This is a genomic window from Micromonospora sp. KC606 (genome assembly GCF_004348675.1).
GTDB lineage: Bacteria > Actinomycetota > Actinomycetes > Mycobacteriales > Micromonosporaceae > Micromonospora.
Genome location: NZ_SMKN01000079.1, coordinates 1 through 24042, shown reverse-complemented (window position 1 = coordinate 24042; position 24042 = coordinate 1). Strand labels below are relative to the sequence as shown.

General features: G+C 75.8%; 21 protein-coding genes, 1 pseudogene and 1 riboswitch. Of the genes and pseudogenes, 17 read left to right on the top strand and 5 right to left on the bottom strand.

Features of this window, described 5'->3' with window-relative positions; translation table 11 throughout:
- Window positions 1-15 precede the first annotated feature (15 nt).
- The 3 genes from E1193_RS16830 (at window position 16) to E1193_RS16820 (ending at window position 2596) form a co-directional block, all read left to right on the top strand.
- Window positions 16-1194 (top strand): MFS transporter, encoded by a 1179-nt coding sequence (locus E1193_RS16830; RefSeq protein WP_132184142.1) that lies wholly within the window; start codon window positions 16-18, stop codon window positions 1192-1194.
- A gap of 80 nt (window positions 1195-1274) precedes the next feature.
- Window positions 1275-2171, top strand: coding sequence for an aldo/keto reductase (locus E1193_RS16825; protein ID WP_132184140.1), 897 nt, complete (start codon window positions 1275-1277; stop codon window positions 2169-2171).
- Between the two features lie 89 nt (window positions 2172-2260).
- Window positions 2261-2596: a hypothetical protein gene (locus tag E1193_RS16820; protein ID WP_132184139.1), complete on the top strand. Its 336-nt coding sequence runs from the start codon at window positions 2261-2263 to the stop codon at window positions 2594-2596.
- Between the two features lie 31 nt (window positions 2597-2627).
- Here the strand turns inward: E1193_RS16820 and E1193_RS16815 are convergent, their stop codons facing one another.
- On the bottom strand, window positions 2628-3902 hold the full coding sequence (locus E1193_RS16815) for an erythromycin esterase family protein (protein WP_132184138.1): 1275 nt from the start codon (window positions 3900-3902) through the stop codon (window positions 2628-2630).
- A gap of 74 nt (window positions 3903-3976) precedes the next feature.
- Between E1193_RS16815 and E1193_RS16810 the strand changes: the two genes are divergently transcribed.
- The gene (locus E1193_RS16810) at window positions 3977-4600 is read left to right on the top strand and encodes a TetR/AcrR family transcriptional regulator C-terminal domain-containing protein (protein ID WP_132184137.1); all 624 of its coding nucleotides are present in this window, start codon (window positions 3977-3979) and stop codon (window positions 4598-4600) included.
- Window positions 4601-4689: 89 nt separating this feature from the next.
- On the opposite strand, the pseudogene E1193_RS33205 reads toward E1193_RS16810, so the two are convergent.
- Window positions 4690-4830 (bottom strand): annotated as a pseudogene (locus E1193_RS33205) (pyridoxamine 5'-phosphate oxidase family protein); the annotation flags it as partial.
- A gap of 72 nt (window positions 4831-4902) precedes the next feature.
- Window positions 4903-5032, top strand: a riboswitch (cobalamin riboswitch).
- Window positions 5033-5078: 46 nt separating this feature from the next.
- Between E1193_RS33205 and E1193_RS31930 the strand changes: the two are divergent.
- The 13 genes from E1193_RS31930 to cobA all read left to right on the top strand — a co-directional run bounded on the left by E1193_RS31930 (window position 5079) and on the right by cobA (window position 21831).
- Window positions 5079-5216, top strand: a complete 138-nt coding sequence (locus E1193_RS31930; RefSeq protein ID WP_165945758.1) for a hypothetical protein — start codon at window positions 5079-5081, stop codon at window positions 5214-5216.
- Between the two features lie 126 nt (window positions 5217-5342).
- Window positions 5343-9011, top strand: a complete 3669-nt coding sequence (gene cobN / locus E1193_RS16800; protein ID WP_132184136.1) for a cobaltochelatase subunit CobN — start codon at window positions 5343-5345, stop codon at window positions 9009-9011.
- 147 nt (window positions 9012-9158) lie between these two features.
- On the top strand, window positions 9159-11339 hold the full coding sequence (locus tag E1193_RS16795) for a putative cobaltochelatase (protein ID WP_132184135.1): 2181 nt from the start codon (window positions 9159-9161) through the stop codon (window positions 11337-11339).
- Window positions 11339-11950, top strand: a complete 612-nt coding sequence (gene cobO / locus E1193_RS16790; protein WP_132184134.1) for a cob(I)yrinic acid a,c-diamide adenosyltransferase — start codon at window positions 11339-11341, stop codon at window positions 11948-11950. Before E1193_RS16795 ends, cobO begins: the two co-directional genes overlap by 1 nt.
- Complete coding sequence (locus E1193_RS16785; RefSeq protein WP_132184133.1) at window positions 11944-13302, top strand: cobyrinate a,c-diamide synthase; 1359 nt, start codon at window positions 11944-11946, stop codon at window positions 13300-13302. The genes cobO and E1193_RS16785 overlap by 7 nt, the downstream gene beginning before the upstream one ends.
- Before the next feature lie 125 nt (window positions 13303-13427).
- The gene (gene cobI / locus E1193_RS16780) at window positions 13428-14168 is read left to right on the top strand and encodes a precorrin-2 C(20)-methyltransferase (protein WP_132184141.1); all 741 of its coding nucleotides are present in this window, start codon (window positions 13428-13430) and stop codon (window positions 14166-14168) included.
- Window positions 14165-15142, top strand: coding sequence for a precorrin-4 C(11)-methyltransferase (gene cobM, locus E1193_RS16775; protein ID WP_243707732.1), 978 nt, complete (start codon window positions 14165-14167; stop codon window positions 15140-15142). Before cobI ends, cobM begins: the two co-directional genes overlap by 4 nt.
- Window positions 15139-16290, top strand: coding sequence for a cobalt-precorrin-5B (C(1))-methyltransferase (locus E1193_RS16770; RefSeq protein WP_132184132.1), 1152 nt, complete (start codon window positions 15139-15141; stop codon window positions 16288-16290). The genes cobM and E1193_RS16770 overlap by 4 nt, the downstream gene beginning before the upstream one ends.
- Window positions 16287-17612 (top strand): precorrin-6y C5,15-methyltransferase (decarboxylating) subunit CbiE, encoded by a 1326-nt coding sequence (gene cbiE / locus E1193_RS16765; RefSeq protein WP_243707730.1) that lies wholly within the window; start codon window positions 16287-16289, stop codon window positions 17610-17612. The genes E1193_RS16770 and cbiE overlap by 4 nt, the downstream gene beginning before the upstream one ends.
- Window positions 17609-19306 (top strand): precorrin-3B C(17)-methyltransferase, encoded by a 1698-nt coding sequence (gene cobJ, locus E1193_RS16760; RefSeq protein ID WP_132184130.1) that lies wholly within the window; start codon window positions 17609-17611, stop codon window positions 19304-19306. Before cbiE ends, cobJ begins: the two co-directional genes overlap by 4 nt.
- Complete coding sequence (locus E1193_RS16755) at window positions 19294-19497, top strand: 4Fe-4S binding protein (protein ID WP_132184129.1); 204 nt, start codon at window positions 19294-19296, stop codon at window positions 19495-19497. The genes cobJ and E1193_RS16755 overlap by 13 nt, the downstream gene beginning before the upstream one ends.
- 97 nt (window positions 19498-19594) lie before the next feature.
- Window positions 19595-20191 carry a precorrin-8X methylmutase gene (locus E1193_RS16750; protein WP_132184128.1) on the top strand — a complete coding sequence of 199 codons (597 nt, stop codon included), beginning with the start codon at window positions 19595-19597 and terminating at the stop codon, window positions 20189-20191.
- The gene (cobA, locus tag E1193_RS16745) at window positions 20188-21831 is read left to right on the top strand and encodes a uroporphyrinogen-III C-methyltransferase (RefSeq protein WP_132184127.1); all 1644 of its coding nucleotides are present in this window, start codon (window positions 20188-20190) and stop codon (window positions 21829-21831) included. Before E1193_RS16750 ends, cobA begins: the two co-directional genes overlap by 4 nt.
- A gap of 155 nt (window positions 21832-21986) precedes the next feature.
- Here cobA and E1193_RS16740 read toward each other — a convergent pair whose 3' ends face one another.
- The 3 genes from E1193_RS16740 to E1193_RS16730 all read right to left on the bottom strand — a co-directional run bounded on the left by E1193_RS16740 (window position 21987) and on the right by E1193_RS16730 (window position 23927).
- Complete coding sequence (locus E1193_RS16740; RefSeq protein WP_165945757.1) at window positions 21987-22949, bottom strand: methanogen output domain 1-containing protein; 963 nt, start codon at window positions 22947-22949, stop codon at window positions 21987-21989.
- 148 nt (window positions 22950-23097) lie between these two features.
- Entirely contained in the window at window positions 23098-23460 is a 363-nt protein-coding gene (crcB, locus tag E1193_RS16735; RefSeq protein WP_132184125.1) for a fluoride efflux transporter CrcB, read from the bottom strand.
- Window positions 23457-23927, bottom strand: a complete 471-nt coding sequence (locus E1193_RS16730) for a CrcB family protein (protein ID WP_132184124.1) — start codon at window positions 23925-23927, stop codon at window positions 23457-23459. Before E1193_RS16730 ends, crcB begins: the two co-directional genes overlap by 4 nt.
- Window positions 23928-24042: the final 115 nt, after the last annotated feature.

The following is a 24042-nucleotide window of genomic DNA, read 5'->3' as shown; positions in this document are numbered from 1 at the left end:
GCCGTACCCCCGGCGGTGCTGGCCGCCCGCACCGGCGTCGCGGTGGTCTTCGCCCTCAACGGCCTCGCCGTGGCCACCTGGTTCTCCCGGGTCCCCGCGGTCCGGGAGGCGCTCGACCTCAGCGCCGGTCGGCTCGGCCTGTTGCTCATCGCCCTGTCGGCCGGCTCGGTGCTCGCCCTGTCCACGGCCGGGCTGGTCACCCAGCGCCTCGGCCCGGCCCGCACGGTGGTGGTCGCCACCGTGCTGGTCGCCCTCGGCCTGACCGTCGCCGGGCTCGCCACCGGGCTGGTCGGCTGGCTGCCCGGCGTGGCGGTCGGGTTGGTCGTCTTCGGCTACGGCTTGGGCGCCTGCGACGTCGCGATGAACGTCGAGGGCGCGGCGGTGGAGAAGCGGATCGGGCGCACCATCCTGCCCCGTTTCCATGCCGCCTGGAGCCTGGGCACGGTGGCCGGCGCGGGGCTCGGTGCCGGCGCCGCCCGGGTCGGCCTGCCGATCTGGGCGCACCTGGGCGTGCTGGCCGCGGTGGTGCTCGGCGGCACGCTGCTCGGCGCACGGGCGTTCCTGCCGGAGCCGCCCGCCACCCCGGGAGCCGACGGCGGCCCGGCCGCCCGCCGTGGTGCCCTGCGCGCCGCCTGGCGGGAGCCGCGCACCCTGCTCATCGGCGCGTTCGTCCTGGTCATGGCGTTCGCCGAGGGCAGCGCCACGGACTGGGTCGCGGTCGCCTTCATCGACGGGTACGGCGTCAGCGAGGCGACCGGCGCGGTCGTCTTCGGCATCTTCGTCGCCGGCATGACCCTCGGCCGGACCGCCGGCACCGTCCTGATCGACCGCTGGGGTCGGGTGCCGGTGCTGGTCGGCACGATCCTGCTCGCCGCGCTCGGCGCGGGCCTGGCGGTGCTCGCCGGCAACGGGCCGGTGGCGATGGTCGGGGTGGCGCTGTGGGGAATCGGGGCCTCGCTCGGCTTCCCGGTGGGGATGAGCGCCGCCGCCGACGACGAGGAACACGCCGCCGTCCGGGTCAGCGTGGTCGCGGTGGTCGGCTACACGGCGTTCCTGGCCGGCCCGCCGCTGCTGGGCCTGCTCGGTGACCGGGTGGGGACGCTGCGCGCGCTGCTGGTGGTGCCGCTGCTGCTGATCCCGACACTGGCCCTGGTGCCGGTGACCCGCCCACCGGCGCAGCACCCCAGCACATAGAACCTAGCAGCGGGCGGGTGCCGCCGGTATCGGGTGCGCGGCCGACTACCCGGCCGGCCGGGGGTGGCTAGGGTCGTCGGATGCCTGTCGACGAGATCACCGCGGCCGCCGCGGGCAGTTGGACCCTGGGCGATGCGACCGTGCGCCGGATGGGCTTCGGCTCCATGCGGATCACCCCGCACCCGGACACCGGCCGGGCTATCGGCGTGCTGCGGCGCGCCGTCGCGCTGGGCGTGAACCACATCGACACCGCCGCCTTCTATGTCTCGCCGGGCGGCACCCTGAACGTCGGCACCGGCCCGGCGCGGTACGCCACCGAGCTGATCCGCGCGGCGCTCGTCCCGTATCCACAGGACCTGGTGATCGCCACCAAGGTCGGCTTCGTCCACGACCCGGTGGGCGGCCTGCGCGAGGACGTCTCTCCGGCCGGGCTGCGCGCCCAGGTGGAGGAGAACCTGCGCCGGCTAGGCCGCGACCACCTCGACGTGGTGAACCTGCGCATCGTGAGGCGGCCGGGCCGCGACCGGGTCGCCGAGTCCTTCGGCGCGCTGGCCGCGCTGCGCGAGGCCGGGCTGATCCGGCACCTGGGCCTGTCCAACGTCCGCCTCGACCACCTCGACGAGGCGCAGGCGATCGCCCCGGTGGTCTGCGTGCAGAACACCTACGCCGTCGACAACCGGGGCGACCAGGCCGCGCTGCTGCGCGAGTGCGGGGCGCGGTCGGTGGCGTACGTGCCGTTCTTCACCCTCACCGGGACGCGGCGGGAGTTTGGCGCGGTGACCGAGCACGCCGACGCCGTGCGGGCGGTGGCCCGGGCGCACGGGGCCACCCCGCAGCAGGTACGCCTCGCCTGGACCCTGCACCAGGGCCCGCACGTGCTGGCCATCCCCGGCACCGGCGACCCGGCACATCTGGTGGAGAACGTCGCCGCCGGCGCGTTGCGACTGACCGACGCGGAGCTGGCCGCACTCGGCTGACCGACGGTCAGGTCGTTGTCATCGTCCTCGCAGCCTGCTGACAGGTTCGGGTGCTGAACTGGAGGTCAGCCGAGGGAAGGAGCGGGCAGATGGGCTGGTTCAGCCGGCGGCCCCGAGCCGTGGAGGGGATCCCGACGAAGCTCGACCGGGAGGGCACCCGGGACGACCTGGCCGCGCTGGAGGCGTTCGTGACCAGCCGGCACGGCGTGGAGTTCTACCTCGAACCGGAGACCACCGCCACCGACACCACCGTGATGGCGATCGCCCACGACGGTGAGTGGATCCGCCGCCGCACCGGCTCACCGCGGGCGGCGGCGAAGCTGGCGCACCGGCACGCGGTGCCGCTGTACGAGGCGGCGAAGACCGGCTACCCGGAGCGGATGCGCGCCTGGAACCGGGCCCACCCGGAGCGCCGGATGCGCTGACGCGGATGTCCGGTAGCCGGCTGGGGCTGCATTACTGGCAGCGGGTCCGGGCGCTTCCGTGGGTTTCGCTGACCAGCGCGACGGCGTCGTAGGCGTGGAATGCGGGCTGGTCGAGGAAGTAGTCGGCCATCCTCATCCGTCGGTAGGCCGCCGCGTCGGCCACGGTCACGGACGCGGCGCGGAGGTCCGCGATCGTGCACATCCGGTCCAGCGGGAACGCCGCTTCGAGCGTGTCATCCTCGGGTGGCGGTAGCGGCGCCTCCCGGAACGGAAATGCGCCCTGCGCCAGTGCCTCCACATCGGACACGGCGGTGTGTCCGTGTCCGGCGGTCACCCCGATGGCGCGGTAGTCGTCGCCGAGGGCAGCAGCGAGGTGGTACCCGGCAGGGAACAGGTCCGCGCCGCTGACGTGCTTCGCCGGTGCCCGCTGGATGTGCCAGTTGTGCGCCGCGAGGACGATCCGGCTTCCGGGCGTTTCGGCCAGCAGACGCAGTACCGTCTCGGCCATGTAGAGATCGCGGAAGGTGGATGCCACCTCGATCCCCTCCGTGAGTTGTGCCCGGTGCAACTGGTCGATATACCAGGCCCCCCGCAGGTGGTGGGTGGCGAGCACGTGCCTGGCGGCGCGGCCCAAGCTGCGTTGGCGGCTGGCCAGGCGCTCCATCCGCGCCAGCAGCTCACTCAGCGCGGCGGTCAGTGTCTCCCGGTCAGGCTCGCTCACGGCCGAGTACGCCATCATGGTGGCGAACGGCAGGTCCTGGTGGAACTTCTCCGCCACGGCCCGCGCGCGGCCCAGTGGCACCAGAGCGTCGCTGTCGATGTCGCGCAGGTAGGTCGATACTTCCTCCAGCGCCGGCAAGGGCGAGCCCAACGAGCCGGGAACGTCAGCGCCGGCGTACCGCACCGGTGAGTCGGGCCGGCGCTGGTTGTGGGACCGGAGCCAGGCCAGGGCCTCGTAAACCTCCGGTGCGTCGCCCAGGGACAGGGCGATGCCTGCGGCCGTCACCGTCTCCACCGCGCCTGGGCCTCCGTGCAGCCAGTCGGCGAGAGCCCGCCCCTCGGTGAACGGTGCCTCCAGGGCATACACCGTGAACCCGCACCGTTCGACGAGAAACCGCAGCAGCCGGTGACGCAGCTGGAAGAACTCCCGGACGTGGTGGGAGCTTTCCCCGATCGCCACCACCCGGGCATCACCGACCATCCCCAGCACGGGCTCCAGCTCCTCCACCGGGGCGTCCAGGTCCAGTGAGGACAGCACCAGGCCGTGCTCACGGATCCATTCGGTCAGGCTGACGGACTGAGCCATGGTTCACCCACTTCGGTGCGTAAGTGTGCGGTGTACGCCTACGATCGGTAAGAGTACACGGTACGCTCACGGGTGTGCCTCGACCGCGTTCACTCAGCCCCGCCGTGATCGCCCACGCCGCGCTGACGGTCCTTGACCGGGAGGGCGCGGTCGGGCTCTCCATGCGCACGGTCGCTGCCGAGCTGGGCGTCAGCACGATGGCGCTCTACAAGTACGTCACCGGGCGGCAACATCTGGAGCGGCTGGTCGTCGAGCTGGTGCTCGACCCGGTGGAAGCCGAAGTGCCCCCAGCCGCACCCTGGGCCGACCGAGTCACGCTTCTGGTACTGCGCCTGCGAGACGCGGCCAGTGCCCACCCGCCAGCGATACCTCTGCTGTTGGCACACCGGCAGACCGCGACGAGGTCCCTGCAGTGGATGGAGTCCATGCTCGCCGCGCTCACCGACGCCGGGTTCACCGGCCGCAAGCGGGTGGTCGCCCAGCGCACCGTCGTCAACTATCTCATTGGTGCGGTCCAGACGGAGTACCTCGCGGCCCTGGCTGCAGCGGGCACCGAAGCCATGGCAGCCCTCCCGACCGACAGCTTCCCGCACCTAGCCAGCACCGCGAGGGCGGCGCGGACCGTGTCGCCCGCCGACGAGTTCCGGCAGGGGCTGGCGATCGTCCTCGACGGTCTCACCGCCGCTCTCAGGAACTAGCGGTCCGCGGTGGCGCCGCACCTGGCTTGGCCGTAGGGCGTCGAAACCGGGCCCCACGATGCAATCCGCAGCGAGCGCTACGGGCGCACCAGTGGCCCGTCCGGTCCCGTGGTCGCCAGCACGCACATGTTCTGCGACGACGGTAGGTTGAGCATGTGCTCTTCAGGCCGTTCACGATCGAGCCGCTTCGCCGGCGTCGGTCCGGTCAGCCACGGATTCGTCAACGGCATGCGCAGGGTCCGACGCCGGCGCGTTGACCCGGCGGCGAAGGGTGTGGCAGCATTCGCGGCCTGACGGCAGTGAAGGAAGCCGGTGCGATTCCGGCGCGGTCCCGCCACTGTCACCGGGGAGCGATCCCCCCTCGTGTGCCACGGCCGTGTGTCTGCGGCTGGAAGGCCGGGGGTGAGCGTCGATCCGGGAGCCAGGATACTTCGGCCGTCGGACTGACCCCAGGGCGTGGACACCCGAGGAGGACCCGATGACGCGCAGCGTCTCCACCGCAGGCGGCTTCCGTCGTACCCGTTCCGGGCGCGCCGCCGCACCCACGAACCGCCGTACCGCCGCAGCTGTTCCGACCGGCCCGGTCCGCACCGGTCGCCGCACCGCGCACCGCTGACGCCGTCGGGCTCCGCCGGCCCACGTGCCGGCCGGCCGGACCCGCCACCCGCCGACCTCGCGCCCACCTCTCGTCATCGCCCGACCGTCCTCGCGGCAACCCGGGCGTCACTCTCCGGAGCCGCCCGTGCGCGTCCTGCTGATGTCCACCGCCGACACCGACCTGCTCGCCGCCCGCGCCAGCGGCGCCGACTACCGGCTGGCCAATCCCGCCCGGGTCGGCGTCGACGCCGTGCCCGGGCTGCTCGACGGCGTCGACGTGGCCGTCGTACGGCTGCTCGGCGGCCGCCAGGCGTGGCCGGACGGCCTAGCCGCGGTGCTCGCCTCCGGTGTGCCGACGGTCGTCCTCGGTGGTGAGGCGGTGCCCGACGCCGAGCTGATGGCGGCCTCCACCGTGGCCGCCGGGGTAGCCACCGACGCACTGTCCTACCTGGTCGAAGGGGGCCCGGAAAACCTCGCCCAGCTGGCCGGGTTCCTCTCCGACACGGTCCTGCTCACCGGCGAGGGCTTCGAGCCGCCCGCCCCCACCCCGGGGTACGGCGTGCACGGCGACCGGGCCGCCGACCCTGGCCGGCCCACCGTCGGGATCGTCTTCTACCGGGCGCACGCCCTGGCTGGCAACACCGGTTTCGTCGACGTCCTCGCCGACGCGGTCGCCGCCGCCGGTGGGAACCCGCTACCGATCTTCTGCGGCTCGCTGCGTGGACTGGCCCCCGGTGCCGGCCCGCTGGACCTCTTCGCCCGCTGCGACGCCCTGGTGGTGACCGTGCTCGCCGCCGGGGGCACGGTCGCCGCCGACGCCGCCGGCGGGGGCGACGAGGACGCCTGGGACGTCGGCGCGCTCGCCGCCCTCGACATCCCGGTCATCCAGGCGCTCTGCCTCACCAGCACCCGCGAACAGTGGGCCGGCAGCGACGCGGGCCTGTCCCCACTGGACGCCGCCATGCAGGTGGCCATCCCCGAGTTCGACGGCCGGATCGTCACCGTGCCGTTCTCGTTCAAGCGGATCGACGCCGACGGGCTGTCGGTCTATGCCGCCGACCCCGAGCGCGCCGCCCGGGTCGCCGGCATCGCCGTCCGGCAGGCCCGGCTGCGGCACGTGCCCAACGCCGACAAACGGGTCGCGGTCGTGCTCAGCTCGTACCCGACGAAGCACTCCCGGGTCGGCAACGCCGTCGGCCTGGACACCCCCGCCTCGGCGGTGCGGCTGCTGGCCGCCCTCGCCGACGCCGGCTACCACCTCGGCGACGACCCGCCGCCCACCGACGGGGACGCGCTGATCCACGCGCTGATCGCCGCAGGCGGGCACGACGTGGAGTGGCTGACTCCGGAGCAGCTCGCCGCCGCAGAGGCCAGGGTGCCGGGGCAGACCTACCGGCGGTGGTTCGAGCGGGTGCCGGCCGACCTGCGCGAGGCGATCCGGGAACACTGGGGCGAGCCTCCCGGCGAGCTGTACGTCGACGGTGGAGACATCGTCCCCGCCGGGCTGCGCTTCGGCAACGTGACTCTGCTGATCCAGCCGCCGCGCGGCTTCGGTGAGAACCCCATCGCCATCTACCACGACCCGGACCTGCCGCCCAGCCACCACTACCTGGCCGCGTACCGGTGGCTGGCCGCGCCGGTCGCCGACGGCGGCTTCGGTGCGGACGCGGTGGTGCACCTCGGCAAGCACGGCACCCTGGAATGGCTGCCGGGCAAGGGCCTCGGGCTGGCCGCCGACTGCGCCCCCGACGCCGTCCTCGGTGACCTGCCGCTGGTCTATCCGTTCATCGTCAACGACCCCGGTGAGGGCACCCAGGCCAAACGCCGCGCCCACGCCGTCGTCGTCGACCACCTCGTGCCGCCGATGGCCCGTGCCGAAACCTACGGCGACCTGGCGAAGCTGGAGCAACTGCTCGACGAGTACGCCACCGTGCAGGCTCTCGACCCGGCCAAGGTGCCCACCGTGCGGGCGCAGATCTGGCAGCTCGTCCGGGCCGCCGAACTGCACCACGACCTGCACACCGAGGACATGCCCGCCGCCGACGACTTCGACGACTTCGTGCTTCACCTCGACGGCTACCTCTGCGAGGTCAAGGACGTGCAGATTCGCGACGGCCTGCACATCCTCGCCGAGGCCCCCGCCGGGGAGGCGAGGGTGAACCTGGTCCTCGCCGTGCTGCGCGCCCCGCAGGTCTGGGGCGGTGTGCGCGTCCTGCCCGGCCTGCGGCAGGCCCTCGCCGCCGGGTACGGTCTCGACGAGCAGGCGCTGCTCGCCGCGCCGGGGGAACGGGTGGCCGTGCCGGCGACGCTGACCGAGGTGGCCGACGGGCCGGCCGTCACCGCCGCCGACGCCGTCGACCTGATCGAAGGGTTGGCCCGCCGTCTGGTCGCCGGCATGGAGACCCTCGGCTGGGACGCGACCGCGGTGGATGCCGTGGTCGAGCAGGTCACCGGCCGGTCGATCCCGGACGCCGTCGAGGTGCTGCGCTTCGCCGCCCGCGAGGTGGTGCCCCGGCTGGACCGCACCACCGACGAGATCGACCGGGTGGTCGGCGCGCTCGACGGGCGGTTCGTGCCGCCCGGCCCGTCCGGCTCACCCACCCGGGGCCTGGTCAACGTCCTGCCCACCGGCCGCAACTTCTACTCCGTCGACCCGAAGGCCATCCCCAGCCGCAACGCCTGGGACGTCGGCGTGGCCCTCGCCGAGTCGCTGCTGGCCCGGCACCTCGCCGACACCGGGGCGTACCCGCGTTCGGTCGGGCTCACCGTGTGGGGCACCAGCGCCATGCGGACCCAGGGCGACGACATCGCCGAGGTCCTCGCCCTGCTCGGCTGCCGTCCCCGGTGGGACGACCGGTCCCGCCGGGTCACCGGCGTGGAGGTGGTGCCCCTGGCCGAGCTGGGCCGCCCCCGCATCGACGTCACCGTGCGCATCTCCGGTTTCTTCCGGGACGCCTTCCCGCACGTCGTCGCGCTCATCGACGACGCGGTGCGGCAGGTCGCCGCCCTCGACGAGCCGGACGCCGACAACCACGTCCGCGCCCACGTCGCCGCCGACCTGGCCGAGCACGGCGACGAACGGCGGGCCACCGCCCGGATCTTCGGCTCCAAACCCGGCGCGTACGGGGCGGGGCTGCTGCCGCTGATCGACGCCCGCAACTGGCGCACCGACGCCGACCTGGCCGAGGTGTACGCCGTCTGGGGCGGCTACGCGTACGGCCGGGGGCTCGACGGCCGGGAGGCGCGCGTCGACATGGAACGTTCCTTCGCCCGCATCGCGGTGGCGGTGAAGAACCAGGACACCCGCGAGCACGACATCGTGGACTCCGACGACTACTTCCAGTACCACGGCGGGATGGTGGCGATGGTGCGCCACCTCACCGGCGCGGCCCCGGCGGCGTACGTGGGGGACTCGGCGATGCCGCACGACGTGCGTACCCGCACCCTCGGCGAGGAGACCCGGCGGGTGTTCCGCGCCCGGGTGGTCAACCCGCGCTGGCTCGCCGCGATGCGCCGGCACGGCTACAAGGGCGCGTTCGAGCTGGCGGCCACCGTGGACTACCTGTTCGGCTACGACGCCACCGCCGGCGTCGTCGACGACTGGATGTACGAGCAGTTGACCGCCGCGTACGTCTTCGACGAGGAGAACCGGGAGTTCCTGGAGCGGTCCAACCCGTGGGCGTTGCGCGGCATCACCGAACGCCTCCTGGAGGCCGCCGACCGGGGACTGTGGGCCGCGCCCGACCCGGCCACGCTGGAGCGGCTCCGCGAGACGTACCTGGCCAGCGAGGGTGACCTGGAGGAGAAACAGTGAGACCGACTCCCAGTCCTGTGCTGATGGAGCAGCCCGCACGGGGCAACACCCTCGAAGGCGTCGGACCTCCGCCGGTCGCTCCCACGGACGCCGTCTCACCTCAGTCCTCGTGGGACAAGCGGGCGAAGCGTTCCCCGGAGGCTCCCGATGACGAAAGAGGGTAGTGCCATCAGCGGGTATCCGTTCTCGGCGGTGCTCGGCATGGACGACATGCGTCTCGCGCTGCTGCTCAACGCGGTCAGCCCGGCCGTCGGCGGGGTGCTCGTTCGGGGCGAGAAGGGCACCGCCAAGTCCACCGCCGTGCGCGCCCTGGCGGCGCTGCTGCCGCCGGTGGACCGGGTGGCCGGCTGCCGTTTCGGCTGCGACCCGGCCGTGCCCGACCCCGGCTGCCCGGACGGGCCGCATCCGGCCGCCGCGCCGGCCGAGCGCCGTCCGGCCCGCCTGGTCGAGCTGCCCGTGGGCGCCGCCGAGGACCGGGTGGTCGGCTCGCTCGACCTGGAGAAGGCTCTCGCCGAGGGGGTACGCGCCTTCGAGCCGGGCCTGCTCGCCGCCGCCCACCGGGGCGTGCTCTACGTCGACGAGGTGAACCTGCTCCACGACCACCTGGTGGACCTGCTCCTCGACGCCGCCGCGATGGGCCGCTGCCACGTCGAGCGGGAGGGCGTGTCGGTCAGCCACGCCGCCCGGTTCCTGCTGGTCGGCACGATGAACCCGGAGGAGGGGGAGCTGCGTCCGCAGCTGCTCGACCGGTTCGGGCTGACCGTGGAGGTGGCCGCCAGCCGCGACCCGGCCGTCCGCGTCGAGGTGGTCCGCCGCCGGCTCGCCGCCGACGCCGACCCGGCCGGGTTCGCCGCCCGGTGGGCCGACGCCGACGCGGAGGTGGCCGGCAGGGTCGCCGCCGCCCGGCGGCGGCTGGACCGGGTGCTGCTGCCCGACGCGGCACTGCGGCAGATCGCCGAGGTGTGCGCGGCGTTCGACGTCGACGGGATGCGCGCCGACATCGTCACCGCCCGCGCCGCCGTCGCGCACGCCGCCTGGCAGGGCCGGGAGCGGGTGACCGCCGAGGACGTGCGGGTCGCCGCCCGGCTGGCCCTGCCGCACCGCCGCCGCCGCGACCCGTTCGACAGCCCCGGCCTGGACGACAAGCGCCTCGACGAGGCGTTGGACCGGGCCCGGGAGGAACACCCCGACGACCCGGACGACGACGGTCCCGGCCCTGACGGTGGTCCCGGCCCGGGTGACGGCCCCAGCGGCCCGGACGGCGGTCGCGGTCCGGACGCTGACGGCGGCCCCGACGGCGGTTCCGGCCTCGGTGACTCCGCCGATCGGGGAAATGGCGACCCCGACGGGCAGGACCTCGGCGGGGACGACCGCGCGACCGGAACCGGCGCGGGCGCCGACCCCGGGGCCGACCGGCCCCGCCACGGCGACGAGGCGGCGACGGCGCAGCCGGCGGCCGTACCCGACCAGGGGTTGAAGGCCCGGCTGTTCACCGCCCCCGGCGTCGGCGACGGGGTGCCCGGCCGGCGGTCCCGGGCGCGGACCGGGCGGGGCCGGACCACCGGCGCGCGGGTGCCCGCCGGGCGGCCCGGTGTGCTGCACCTGCCCGCCACCCTGCGGGCCGCCGCCCCGCACCAGCGCGGACGGGGCCGGGGCGGTGGGCCGCTCGTGCTGCGCCCGGCCGACCTACGGGAGGCGGTCCGCGAGGGACGCGAGGGCAACCTGGTGCTCTTCGTGGTCGACGCCAGCGGATCGATGGGCGCGCGACAGCGGATGGCGGCGGTCAAGGGCGCGGTGCTCGCCCTGCTCACCGACGCCTACCAGCGCCGGGACAAGATCGCCGTGGTCGCGTTCCGCGGCGCCGGCGCGCAGATCGTGCTGCCGGCCACCTCCTCCGTGCTGGCCGCCTCGACCCGGCTGGCGGAACTGCCCACCGGAGGGCGCACCCCGCTCGCGGAGGGGCTGCTCGCGGCGGCCGACCTGCTGCGGGTCGAGCGGCTGCGCGACCCGAGACGCCGCCCCCTGGTGCTGGTCGTCACCGACGGCCGGGCCACCGCCGGGCCGCGTCCGCTGGACCGGGCCGCCCACGCCGCGGCGCTGCTCGCCGCCAGCGGCGCCCCCAGCATCGTCGTGGACTGCGAGTCCGGCCCGGTCCGCCTCGACCTGGCCCGCCGTCTCGCCGCCCAGCTCGGCGCGGCCCACCACCGGCTCGCCGAGGTCGCCACCGCCCCGCTGGCCGCCCTGGCCGGTGCCCGCCCGTCGCATGGCCCGACCCTCGGCCGTGGCGACATCCCGTCCCTGTTCACGACCGCCAGGAGCGTTGCCTGATGCCGCAGGGGAAGCCTTCGCACGTGCCCGCCGACGGACTGACCACGCGGCAGCGACGCAACCGGCCGCTGACCATCGTGCACACCGGAGCGATGAAGGGGAAGTCGACCGCGGCCTTCGGGCTGGCGCTGCGGGCCTGGACCGCCGGGCTGCCGATCGGGGTGTTCCAGTTCGTCAAGAGCGCCAAGTGGCGGGTCGGTGAGGAGGCCGCCTTCCGGGCCCTCGGCGAGGTGCACGAGCGCACCGGCCAGGGCGCTCCCGTCGCCTGGCACAAGATGGGCGAGGGCTGGTCCTGGATCCAGCGCGGCGGCGAGGCCGACCACGCCGCCGACGCGCTGGAGGGCTGGCGGCAGATCCAGCGCGACCTCGCCGCGCAGCGCTACGGCCTGTACGTGCTCGACGAGTTCACCTACCCGATGAAGTGGGGCTGGGTCGACGTCGACGAGGTGGTGGCCACCCTGACCGAGCGGCCCGGCTTCCAGCACGTGGTGATCACCGGCCGGGACGCCGACCCCCGCCTGGTCGAGGCCGCCGACCTGGTCGCCGAACTGACCAAGATCAAGCACCCGATGGACGCCGGCCGGAAGGGCCAGAAGGGGATCGAGTGGTGACCGACCGCTGGGCGCTGCCCCGGCTGGTCGTGGCCGCGCCGGCCAGCGGGCACGGCAAGACCACCGTGGCCACCGGGCTGCTCGCCGCGCTGCGCCGCCGTGGCCTGACCGTCAGCCCGCACAAGGTCGGCCCCGACTACATCGACCCCGGCTACCACGCCCTCGCCGCCGGCCGCCCCGGGCGCAACCTCGACCCGTGGCTGGTCGGCGAGGACCGCGTCGCACCCCTGCTGCGGCACGGGGCCAGTGTCCCCACCCCCGCCGACGTCGCCGTGGTCGAGGGCGTGATGGGGCTGCACGACGGCGCGGTCGGTCGCGGCGCGTACGCCTCCACCGCGCACGTCGCCCGGCTCATCGACGCGCCGGTGCTGCTGGTCCTGGACACCACCGCGCAGGGCCGCTCCGCCGCCGCGCTGGTGCTCGGCATGCGCGCCTTCGACCCCGGCGTGCGGATCGGCGGGGTGATCCTCAACCGGGTCGGCTCGCCTCGGCACGAGCAGCTGCTGCGCGATGCTCTCGCCGAGGTGGGCGTACCGGTGCTCGGGGCGGTCACCCGGGCCGCCGAGGTGGCCGCGCCCGCCCGCCACCTCGGGCTGGTGCCGGTCGTCGAACGGGCGCCGGAGTCGCTGGCCGTCGTCGAAGCGCTCGCCGGCCTGGTCGAGGCCACCGTCGACCTCGACGCCGTGCTCGACCTGGCCCGCACCGCCCCGCCACTCACCGTCCCCGCCTGGGGTCCGGCCGACGCCGTCGGCGGCCCGGCCGGCGAGGGCCGCCCGATCGTCGCGGTCGCCGGCGGGCCGGCCTTCACCTTCTCGTACGCCGAGACGGCCGAGCTGCTCACCGCCGCCGGCGCCGCCGTGGTCACCGTCGACCCGCTGCGCGACCCCGCCCTGCCGGCCGGCACCCGGGCGGTGGTCATCGGCGGCGGCTTCCCCGAGGTGCACGCCGAGGCCCTCGCGGCCAACACCGGGCTCCGCGCCGACCTGGCCGACTTCGACGGGCCGGTCGTCGCCGAGTGCGCCGGACTGCTCTACCTCGGCGAAACCCTCGACGGCGTGCCGATGTGCGGGCGGCTGCCGCACACCGCCCGGATGACCGGCCGGCTCACCCTCGGCTACCGCGACGCCGTCGCCGCCGCCGACTCCCCGGTGCACCGGGCCGGCGAGCCGGTACGCGGCCACGAGTTCCACCGCACCGTCACCGACCCGGCGTACGGTGACCGGCCGGCATGGCACTGGGACGGCACCGCGCACGGCTTCGTCACCGGCCGGGTGCACGCCTCCTACCTGCACACCCACTGGGCCAGCCGGCCACTGGCCGCCCGCCGCCTCGTCGAGGCGGCGAGCCGGTGAGCGCCAGCCACCCGGGTCGCCCGCCGTCCGGCCCGACGCCCACCCGGCCCGGCCCGACCGGGCCGGGCCGGGCCGACGAGGCCCCGGACCGCACCGAGCCGAGGCCCGACGGCGGCCGGTCCGCCCTGCTGACCGGGGTCGGCGTGGGACCGGGCGAGTCGGACCTGCTCACCCTGCGGGCGGTGCGGGTGCTGCGCGAGGCCGATCTGGTGGTCGTACCGGTGATGGACCGGCCAGCGGCCGACGGTGACGCGCCGGCGGGGCGCGCGGAGGCCACCGTGCGCGAGTACGTCCCGGCGGACCGGCTGCGCCGGCTGCCGTTCGCCCTCGACGACACCGGCGGGGTCACCGCCCGCCGGGAAGCCGCCTGGGACGCCGCCGCGGCGGTCGTGGTCGCCGCCTTCGACGGCGGTGTCCGCTCGATCGCCTTCGCCACCATCGGCGACCCGAACGTCTACTCCACCTTCCGCTACCTGGCGCAGAGCGTGCGCGCCCTGCGCCCGGCGGTCGAGGTGCGCTCCGTGCCCGGGATCACCGCCATGCAGGACCTCGCCGCCCGCAGCGGCGTGCCGCTGTGCGAGGGCCGGGAACCGCTCACCCTGCTGCCGGCCACCGCCGGGCTGGCCCTGGTCGACGACGCCCTCGCCGGCCCCGGCACCGTCGTGGTCTACAAGGGCTGGCGCCGCCACCCCGAGCTGATCGACGCGCTGCGCCGCCACGGCCGGCTGACCGACGCGGTGCTCGGCCGGGGCCTCGGCCTGCCCGGAGAGCGGATCGGCCCGGTCGGCGGCGCCGACGACGACCTGCCGTACCTGTCGACGCTGCTGGTCCCCGCCCGCCGGGACCGGCGGGGAGGAAAGCTGTGACCAACGGAAAGGTGTGGTTCGTCGGGGCCGGCCCCGGCGCCGCCGACCTGCTCACCCTGCGCGCCGCCCGGGTGATCGCCGAGGCGGACGTGGTGGTCTGGGCGGCCAGCCTGGTGCACGCCGACGTGCTCGCCCACGCCCGCGCCGACGCCGAGATCGTCGACTCCTCCCAGCTTCCCATCGAGGGGGTGCTGCCGCTCTACCGGCGGGCGGCTGCCGACGGCCTGACCGTGGCCCGGATCCACTCCGGCGACCCGGCGCTGTGGGGAGCGGTCCAGGAACAGCTCGATCTGTGTCGGGCCCTCGGGCTGGCCGTGGAGGTCGTCCCCGGCGTCAGCTCGTTCACCGCCGTCGCGGCGATCGTCGGCCGCGAGCTGACCATCCCCGAGGTGGCCCAGTCGGTCATCCTCACCCGGCTGGAGGGCGGAAAGACGCCGATGCCGGCGGGGGAGCGGGTGCGCGAGTTCGCCCGGCACGGCACCACGATGGCGCTCTTTCTCTCCGCCGCCCGCTCCGGGCAGGCGCAGGCCGAACTGCTCGCCGGCGGCTATCCGCCGGACACCCCGGTCGTGGTGGCCTACCAGGCGACCTGGCCGGACGAGTTGGTGGTGCGCTGCACTCTCGGCGAGCTGGAGGCCACGGTCAAGGAACACAGACTGTGGAAGCACACCCTGTTCCTGGTCGGTCCGGCGCTCGCGGCCGCCGGCACCCGCTCGCACCTCTACCACCCCGGGCACTTTCACACCTACCGCCGGGCCGAGCCGGCCGCCCGGACCGCGCTGCGCCGTACCCGGTCCGCCGGCGCGGCCGGGACAGCCGGCGGCGTCGACGCGGCCGGGACGGCCGGCGGTGCTGACGCGCGGACGGCCGGTGGTGCTGACGCGGCCGGGACGGCCGGTGGTGCTGACGCGGCCGGGACGGCCGGTGGTGCCGGCGCGGCCGGGACAGCCGCCGGGGACGGGCCGCCCCGATGACGTACGCCGAGCCGCCGTTGCGGGAGCCGGACCTGCCGCGCACCGCCAAGGTCCGGCCCACCGCCCTGCGTACCGGCTGGACGACCGGGGCCTGCGCGACGGCGGCGGCGAAGGCGGCGGTGACCGCACTGGTCACCGGGACACCGCCGAAAGAGGTGGAGATCGGGCTGCCCGCCGGGCAGCGGGTCACCTTCCCCGTCGCCCGCTGCGACCTCACGCCGCCGCCCGCGGCGCAGGCCGAGGCGGTGGTGGTCAAGGACGCCGGGGACGACCCGGACGTCACCCACGGCGCGCAGCTGACCGCCACCGTCGGCTGGCGTGCCGAGCCGGGCCTGCGGCTCGACGGCGGCCCCGGCGTCGGCACCGTCACCAAACCCGGGCTCGGCCTGGCCGTCGGCGGCCCGGCCATCAACGACACCCCGCGCCGCATGATCGGCGAGGCGGTCGCCGAGGTGGTCGACCTGACCGAGGTGGGCGTCAGCGTGGTGATCAGCGTGCCGGGCGGTGAGGTGATGGCCCGCAAGACCACCAACCGGCGGCTCGGCATCCTCGGTGGGATCTCCATCCTCGGCACCACCGGCATCGTCCGTCCCTTCTCCACCGCCTCCTGGCGGGCCAGCGTCGTGCAGGCGGTGCACGTGATGGCCGCGCAGGGGGAGCGGACCGTGGTGCTGTGCACCGGTGGGCGTACCGAGCGGGCCGCCCGGGCGCTGCTGCCGGAGCTGCCCGAGGTGTGTTTCGTCGAGGTCGGCGACTTCACCGGCGCGGCGGTCACCGCCGCCGTCGGCGACGGCATGACCTCGGTGGTCTTCGTCGGGATGGCCGGCAAACTGGCCAAGCTGGCGGCCGGGATCCTGATGACCCACTACACCCGGTCCAGGGTGGACCTGTCGCTGCTCGGCGCGGTCACCGCCGAGGCGGGCGGGGACGCCGATCTCGTCTCGGCCGTCGCGGCGGCGAACACCGGTCGGCACGCGTACGAGCTGTGGGAGGCCGCCGGGCTGCTCGGCCCCGCCGGGGACCTGCTCTGCCGCCGGGTACGCCAGGTGCTGCTCCGCTTCGCGGGTCACGCCGTCGCCGTCGACGTGGCGATGGTGGACTTCGCCGGCTCCCGGACGGTCGCCTCCTCGGGGCGGTGGGCGGCGTGACCGGACCGCAACCCCGGGCGGCCGGTGAGCCCCTGGTCAGCGTGGTCGGGGTCGACGCCGGGGGAGCCCCGCCGCACCCTGCCGTCGCGCCGCTGCTGGCCCGGGCCCGGCTGGTCGTGGGGGCGGCCCGGCACCTCGCCGCCGTGGCGGTGCCGGCCGCCGCGACGACCGTCGTGCTCGGGCCGCTCGCCCCCGCCCTGGACCGGCTCGCCGCCGCCGTCGCCGCCGGGGCTCCGGCAGTCGTTCTGGCCAGCGGCGACCCTGGGCTCTTCGGCATCGTCCGGCGGTTGCGCGCGGCCGGTCTGCCGGTGCGGGTGCTGCCCGCCGTCTCCAGCGTCGCCGCCGCCTTCGCCCGCGCCGGCCTGGACTGGGACGGCGCGGCCGTGGTCACCGCGCACGGGCGGGACCTGCGGCCCGCGCTGAACGCCTGCCGGGCGCTGCCCGCCGTCGCGGTGCTCACCGCCCCCGGCGCGGGGGCCGCCGAGATCGGCGCGGGTCTGGCCGGCTGGCCCCGTGATTTCGTCGTGGCCGAGCACCTCGGCACCGACGCGGAGCGGGTCACCTGGACCACCGCCGATGCGGCGGCCGGGCGGGTCTGGGCCGACCCGCACGTGCTGCTCAGCCTCACCCCGGCCGCCGCCGACGGTTTGGCCCCGGCGGGCGGCGCCGCCTCGCAGGAGGGCGCGGCCGTAACCGCCGAGGCCGGCTCGGCCGGCGGGAAGCTCCGGCCCGGCGTCGGGCCGATGCGGACCGACAACCAGCCGGCCGCCGCGCCCGCCAGCGGCTGGGCCCTGCCCGAGTCCGCGTACGCCCACCGCGCCGCCATGATCACCAAGGCGGAGGTGCGCGCCCTCGTGGTGGCCCGGCTCCGTCCCCGCCTCGGCCGGCTGGTCTGGGACGTCGGCGCGGGCAGCGGCTCGGTCGGCATCGAGTGCGCGCTGCTCGGCGCGGCGGTCATCGCCGTCGAACGGGACCCGACCGCGCCGGTCGCCGCCAACGCCGCCCGGCACGGCGTGCACCTGCGGGTGGTGACCGGCGACGCCCCGGCGGCCCTGCACGGACTGCCCGACCCGGACGCCGTGTTCGTCGGCGGGGGCGGCACCGACGTGCTCGCCGCGGTTGCCGCCCGCCGGCCAGACCGGTTGGTGGCCACCCTCGCCGCCCTGGACCGGGTCGCCCCCGCCGTTCACCTGCTGCGCGCCGCCGGCTACGCCGTCTCCGGCAGCCAACTCGCCGCCGCCCGCCTGGCCGACCTGCCCGGTGGTTCCGTCCGACTCGCGGCCACCAACCCGGTGGTCGTCATCACCGGGGAGCGCCCGTGACCAGCCCTGCCACTTCCCGCGTCGGGCTCGTCGCGGCCACCTCCGCCGGCCGCCGGCACGCCGCCGTCCTGGCCGACGCCTGGCCGCACGCGCGGCTCGTCGAGGCCGGCAGCGCCGCCGACGCGCTGCGCAGCGCCTGGGCCGAGTGCGACGCGGTGGTGGCCTTCCTTGCCACCGGAGCGGTGGTGCGGATCCTCGCGCCGCTGCTGGGCGACAAACACACCGACCCGGGCGTGGTGGTCGTCGACGAGGCGGCCCGGCACGCCGTCGCCCTGCTCGGCGGGCACGCCGGCGGCGCCAACGCGCTCGCCGCCGAGGTGGCCGCGCTGCTCGACGCCCGGCCGGTCGTCACCACCGCCACCGACGCGGTCGGCCTGCCCGGGCTGGACACCCTGGGTTGGCCCGTCGAGGGCGCGGTCGCCGCGGTGTCCCGGGCGATCCTCGACGGCGCACCGGTCCGGCTGGTCGCCGACGCCACCTGGCCGCTGCCCGCCCTGCCGCCGAACGTCCGCGCCGACGCCCCCGTCGACGCCCACCGGCTGTTGGTCACCGACCGGATCGTGCCGCTCGACGACCGGACCGCCGTGCTGCGGCCGCCGTCGCTGGTCGCCGGGGTCGGTTCCAGTCGTGGCGTCCCCACCGCCGAGGTGACCGGCCTGCTGCGCCGGGCGCTCGCCGCCGCCGACCTGGCCCCGGCCAGTTTGCGCTGCCTTGCCAGCGTCGACCTCAAGGCCGACGAGGCGGGCATCGTGGCGACGGCCGCCACGTTCGGCGTACCCCTGGTGACCCGGCCGGCGGCGGAGCTGGCGGCGGTCGACGTGCCGCACCCCAGCGAGGTGGTCCGCGCCGCCGTCGGCACCCCCAGCGTCGCCGAGGCCGCGGCGCTGGCCGGCGGCGGAACCCTGCTGGTGGCGAAGACCGCCTCGGCGATGGCGACCGTCGCGGTTGCCCGGCACGCCCCGCGCGGCCGGCTGGCCATCGTCGGCCTCGGCCCGGGAGCGGCAGACCTGCGCACCCCCCGCGCGGTCGCCGAACTGCGCCGCGCCGCCGTGGTCGTCGGCCTCGACCAGTACGTCGACCAGGTCCGCGACCTGCTTCGCGTGGGCACCCGGGTGTTGGTGAGCGGGCTCGGCGCCGAGGAGGAACGGGCCCGGACCGCCGTCGCCGAGGCCACCGCCGGGCACGCCGTCGCGCTGGTCGGCTCCGGCGACGCCGGCGTGTACGCGATGGCCAGCCCCGCCCTGGAGCACGCCGACGAACGCATCGACGTGGTGGGCGTACCCGGGGTGACCGCCGGGCTGGCCGCCTCGGCGCTGCTCGGCGCCCCACTCGGGCACGACCACGTCTACCTGAGCCTGTCCGACCTGCACACCCCGTGGGAGGTCATCGCCCGGCGGATCACCGCCGCCGCCGAGGGAGACCTGGTGGCGTTGCTCTACAACCCGCGCAGCCGGGCTCGGGACTGGCAGCTCGGCGCGGCGCTGAAGACCTTCGCCGCGCACCGCCCGCCGGACACCCCGGTCGGGGTGGTACGCCACGCCAGCCGCGACGGCGAGCGGGTGCACCTGGCCACCCTCGCCACCGTCGACCCGGCGGCGGTCGACATGTACAGCGTGGTGGTGGTCGGCAGCTCACAGACCCGGATGGTCGGCGGGCGGATGGTGACCCCGCGCGGCTACCGGTGGCGGTCGTGAGCGCGCCGGTGACCGTCGACGCCTGCCAGGGCTGCGGCGCGTGCCTGCTCACCTGCCCGACGCACGCCATCTGGCCCGTTCCCGGCGGGCTGACCGTCCGCGCCGACCGGTGCACCGGTTGCCTGGAGTGCCTGGAGATTTGCCCGGTGGACGCCATCCGCGCCACCCCCGACCCACGAGGAGACCGATGACCTCGACCCCGACCGCCGCGCCCGCTGTCGGCCGGTGCGGCCGTGCCGGGCGGGTACGCCCCGTCGCCAGGGCCCTGCTCGTCGCGGAGGCGACACCGTGACCCGGGCCGTGCACCCGATCGAGCAGGAGTCGTACCGGATCCTGCGCTCCCGGGTTGACCTGACCCACCTGCCCCCGCTGACCCGGGCCGTCACCGAGCGGGTGGTACACGCCAGCGCCGACCTCGACTACGTCAGCGGACTGGTCTGCGACGAGACGGCCCTGGAAGGCGGCCTGGCCGCGCTGCGTGCCGGTGCGGCCGTCGTCACCGACGTGTGGATGGTGGCCGCCGGCATCACCCGCGCCGGCCGGGAGATCGTCTGCCCGGTCGCCGAGCCCGCCGCCGCCGAGCTGGCCCGCGCCACCGGCCTGACCCGCTCGGCCGCCGCCGTCCGCGTCGCCCTGGACCGGGTGGGGTCGGGCGCGGTGTGGGTGGTCGGCTGCGCCCCCACCGCGTTGGCGGAGCTGATCACCCTGGACGCGGCGCCCGCCCTGGTGGTGGGGTTGCCGGTCGGCTTCGTCGGTGCCGCCGAGTCCAAGGCGGCCCTGCGGGCCAGCGGCCTGCCGGCCGTCTCCAACGTCGGCGAGAAGGGTGGCTCGGCAGTCGCCGCCGCCGCTCTCAACGCCCTGCTCTATCAGGAGGAAACGCCATGACCGCGCTGGTCATCGTCGGGCACGGCACGCGCAGCGCGGCCGGGGTCGACCAGTTCGCCGCGCTCGTCGACCGCGTCCGCCGCCGCGCCGGCGGCAGCGTCGGCGACGTCGGGGGCGGGTTCATCGAACTGTCCCGCCCGCCGCTCACCGACGCGGTGACCGCGCTCGTCGAGCGGGGCCACCGTAGCCTGGTCGCGCTGCCGCTGGTGCTCACCGCCGCCGGCCACGGCAAGGGCGACATCCCCGCCGCGATGGCTCGCGAGCAGGCCCGCCACCCGGGCCTGACCTACCGGTACGGCCGTCCGCTGGGCCCGCACCCGTTGCTGCACACCGCGCTGGAGGCGCGCATCGACGCCGCCCTGGCCGGGGCGGACCGGGCCGACACCTGGGTGGCCCTGATCGGGCGGGGCTCCACCGACCCGGACGCCAACGCCGAGGTGGCGAAGGTGGCCCGGCTGCTGTGGGAGGGCCGCGGCTACGCCGGCGTCGAGCCGGGCTTCGTCTCCCTCGCGGAGCCGTCGGTGCCGGCCGTGCTGGCGCGGCTGCGTCGCCTGGGCGCCCGGCGGATCGTCGTCGCCCCGTACTTCCTCTTCGCCGGGGTGCTGCCGGACCGGATCGTCGCCCAGTCGCAGGCGTTCGCCGCCGAGCATCCCGACCTCGACGTGCGGGTGGCCGACCTGATCGGCGACTGCGACGCGCTGGCCGACCTGGTGCTGGAACGGCACGTCGAGGCGCTGCGCGGGGACATCCGGATGAACTGCGACACCTGCGCGTACCGGGTGCTGATGCCGGGCTTCGCCGACAAGGTGGGCCGGCCGCAGACCCCGCACGACCACCCCGACGACCCGGTGGGCGGCCACCACCATCACCACCACCACGACGGCGGCCACCACCGTCACCACGGGCCCGGCCTGCGCCCGGGGCAGGTCGCCGTGGTGGGCGGCGGACCCGGCCCCGACGACCTCATCACCGTACGCGGGAAGGCGATGCTGGACAGCGCGGACGTGGTGGTGGCCGACCGGCTCGCCCCGCCGGGGCTGCTCGCCGGGCTCCGTTCGGGCGTGCTGGTGATCGATGCCGCCAAGGTGCCGCGTGGGCCGTCGATGGCGCAGGACGCCATCAACGACGCCCTGGTCGACCACGCGCGCGCCGGGAAGCGGGTGGTCCGGCTCAAGGGCGGCGACCCGTACGTCTTCGGCCGGGGCCACGAGGAGGTCCAGGCGTGCGCCGCGGCGGGGGTGGAGACGGTCCTGGTGCCCGGGGTGAGCAGCGCGCTCGCCGCGCCCGCGCTGGCCGGCGTCCCGGTGACCCACCGGGGGGTCGCCCACGACCTCACCGTCGTCTCCGGGCACCTGCCGCCGGGGCACCCGCAGTCCCTGGTGGACTGGGTGGCCCTGGGCCGCGCCCGGGGCACCCTGGTGCTGCTGATGGCGGTCGACACCATCGCCAAGATCGCGGCGGCACTGGTGGAGCACGGCCGCGCGCCGGACACCCACGTGCTGCTGGTGCAGGACGCCGGGCACCCGGGGCAGCGGACCTGGGTGTCCCGGCTGGACGAGGTGGGGGACCTGACGACCCGGGAGGACGTCCGGCCGCCGGCGATCTTCGTCCTCGGCCCGGTGGTGGCGCTGCGCGGCTGACCGGCGGGCGCCCGGCCCGGCTCCGTGATCCGGGTCGGACGCCCCGCGAAGGCGAATGTTGATCGATCTGGCGACAGCTCGCGGAAACGTCAACCGGATGGCCGACCGGTCCGCACGACGCGACGCACTCTCGCCACAGCCGCAACGGACGAGACTCAGGAGCCCTGTCGGTAGTGGTGGCCGCCCGGATTGTGCTGGGCGGCCGCGCCGAGCAGCACGGTCACCTGGCACTCCGGGTCGCCCACGGCGATCCGCTCGTCCAGCAGCACGACCGCCTCCCCGTGGTTGCGGGCGGCGATCCCGCCGAACACGCTGGAGGTCATCCGGCACAGCGCGGGCGCGCGCCGCACGGTGTCACCGAAGGGGCAGCGGCGGTTACCCAGCACGATCCGTTCGTCGTCCACGGAGATGACGTAGAAATCGCCGTCGATGGCCGACTTGAGCCGCAGGTAGCACTCGGCGACCTGCGCGGCGGTCAGCCGGCCGGCCATGTCCCGGGCACGGCGGTACTCCTCCTCCATCTGTCCGCCGACGGTCGCGCCCACCTGGGCCACCATCGCCTCCGTGGCGCTAGGCCCCTGCCTGTTCTCGGCCGTGCGGGCCAGTTCCACGACGAGGGCGCGCAGGAAGGACTCCTTGCCGAAGCCGCGCGGGCCCGCCTCGTCCAGAGCGGGCAGCGGGTTGACCTCCCGGCGGGGCGGGTCGAAGGAAGCCTCGATCCGCCGGGTCACCGGCAGCACGCTGCGCACCCGCTTGCCGGTGCCCCGTTTGGCCACCACGTCCAGCTCGGCGCCGAGTTGGCGGACCAGCCACAGGCCGCGGCCCCGGATGCTGCCGGTGGCCGGCGCCGGCAGGTCGGCGACGTCGAAGGACGGGCCGAGGTCGTGCACCACCAGCGTGGGACGCACACCCGACCAGTCCAGGCCCACCCAGACCGGGCCCCCGGCGTGCTCGACCGCGTTGCCGACCAGCTCGGAGATGACCATCCCGGCGTCTTCGACCTCGTCACGTTCCTGCGCGTGCCGGCGCAGGAAGGCGGTCAGCTCGACGCGCAGCGCACTGGCCGCCGCCGGGGTCGCCGGTGCCAGCAACCACTCCACCGCGCCACCCCGTTCCATCCGTGCTGCCCGGGCGCTCCGCCCGGCCGTACGGTCCACAGCAGTCTCGGCTACCCGGCGGGCCAGCCGTCGGGCGCGCGGATGCCAGCGACGACGACCGCGTCCGCCCACCATACGCCCACACCGACCGGGCGTGCACAGCCGCCACTCACCTGCCCAGCACCTGCCCGAGGTTGTAGCCGGCCGCCGCCGCTGCCAGCCCGGCCACCACGCTGAGCAGCGCGTGGGCCAGGGCGGCCGTCCGGGCACCGGCGCGGGCCAGCCGCACCGTCTCGTAGCCGAAGGTGGACCAGGTGGTGAAGGCCCCGCAGAAACCGGTGCCGAGCAGCGCGGTGACGGCCGGCCCGGCCGGAACCGCGAGCACCGCGCCGAGCAGCAGCGACCCGACGACGTTGACGGTCAACGTGCCCCAGGGCAGGACCGAGCCGTGTCGGGCCTGCACCGCCCGGTCGGTGAGGTACCGCAGCGGGGCCCCGACCGCCGCGCCGAGGACGATGAGCAGAACGGTCACCGTCCACCCCCGGACCGGTCCAGCACCCGCGCGGTGAGCGCGTCGCCGGCCACGACCGCCAGCAGCCCGGCCACCAGCGTCGCCGCCAGGTACGCCAGCGCCGTTCCGACGGCCCCGGCGACGAGCGCCCGATGGGCGTCCACCGCGTACGCGGAGAAGGTGGTGAAGCCGCCGAGCACGCCCACGCCCAGGAAGGGGCGGGTCAGCTGCGGGACGCGACGTCGGCCGACCACTGCCATCAGCGCCCCGATCAGCAGGCAGCCGAGCACGTTGACGCCGAAGGTGGCCCAGGGGAAGCCGGTCGGGGAGTGCGGCAGCGCCGCCTGGGCCGCGGCCCGCGCCAGCGCGCCGAGCGCGCCGCCCGCGGCGACGACGCCGAGCACCGCCGCGGGGCGCGCGTCGAGCTCGCGGCGGTCGGCGGGCACCCGTAGGTCGACGTCGGGGTCGATGCGCCGTGGTGTCGGCACCTGTCCTCCCCACCAGTACGCGGGCCACTGGCAGGGACCGTTGGCGTACCTGACGCGGTTCTCCCGGCGACGGCCGGGATGGCGGGCCCCACCGCCGTGCCCCCCATATTAAACC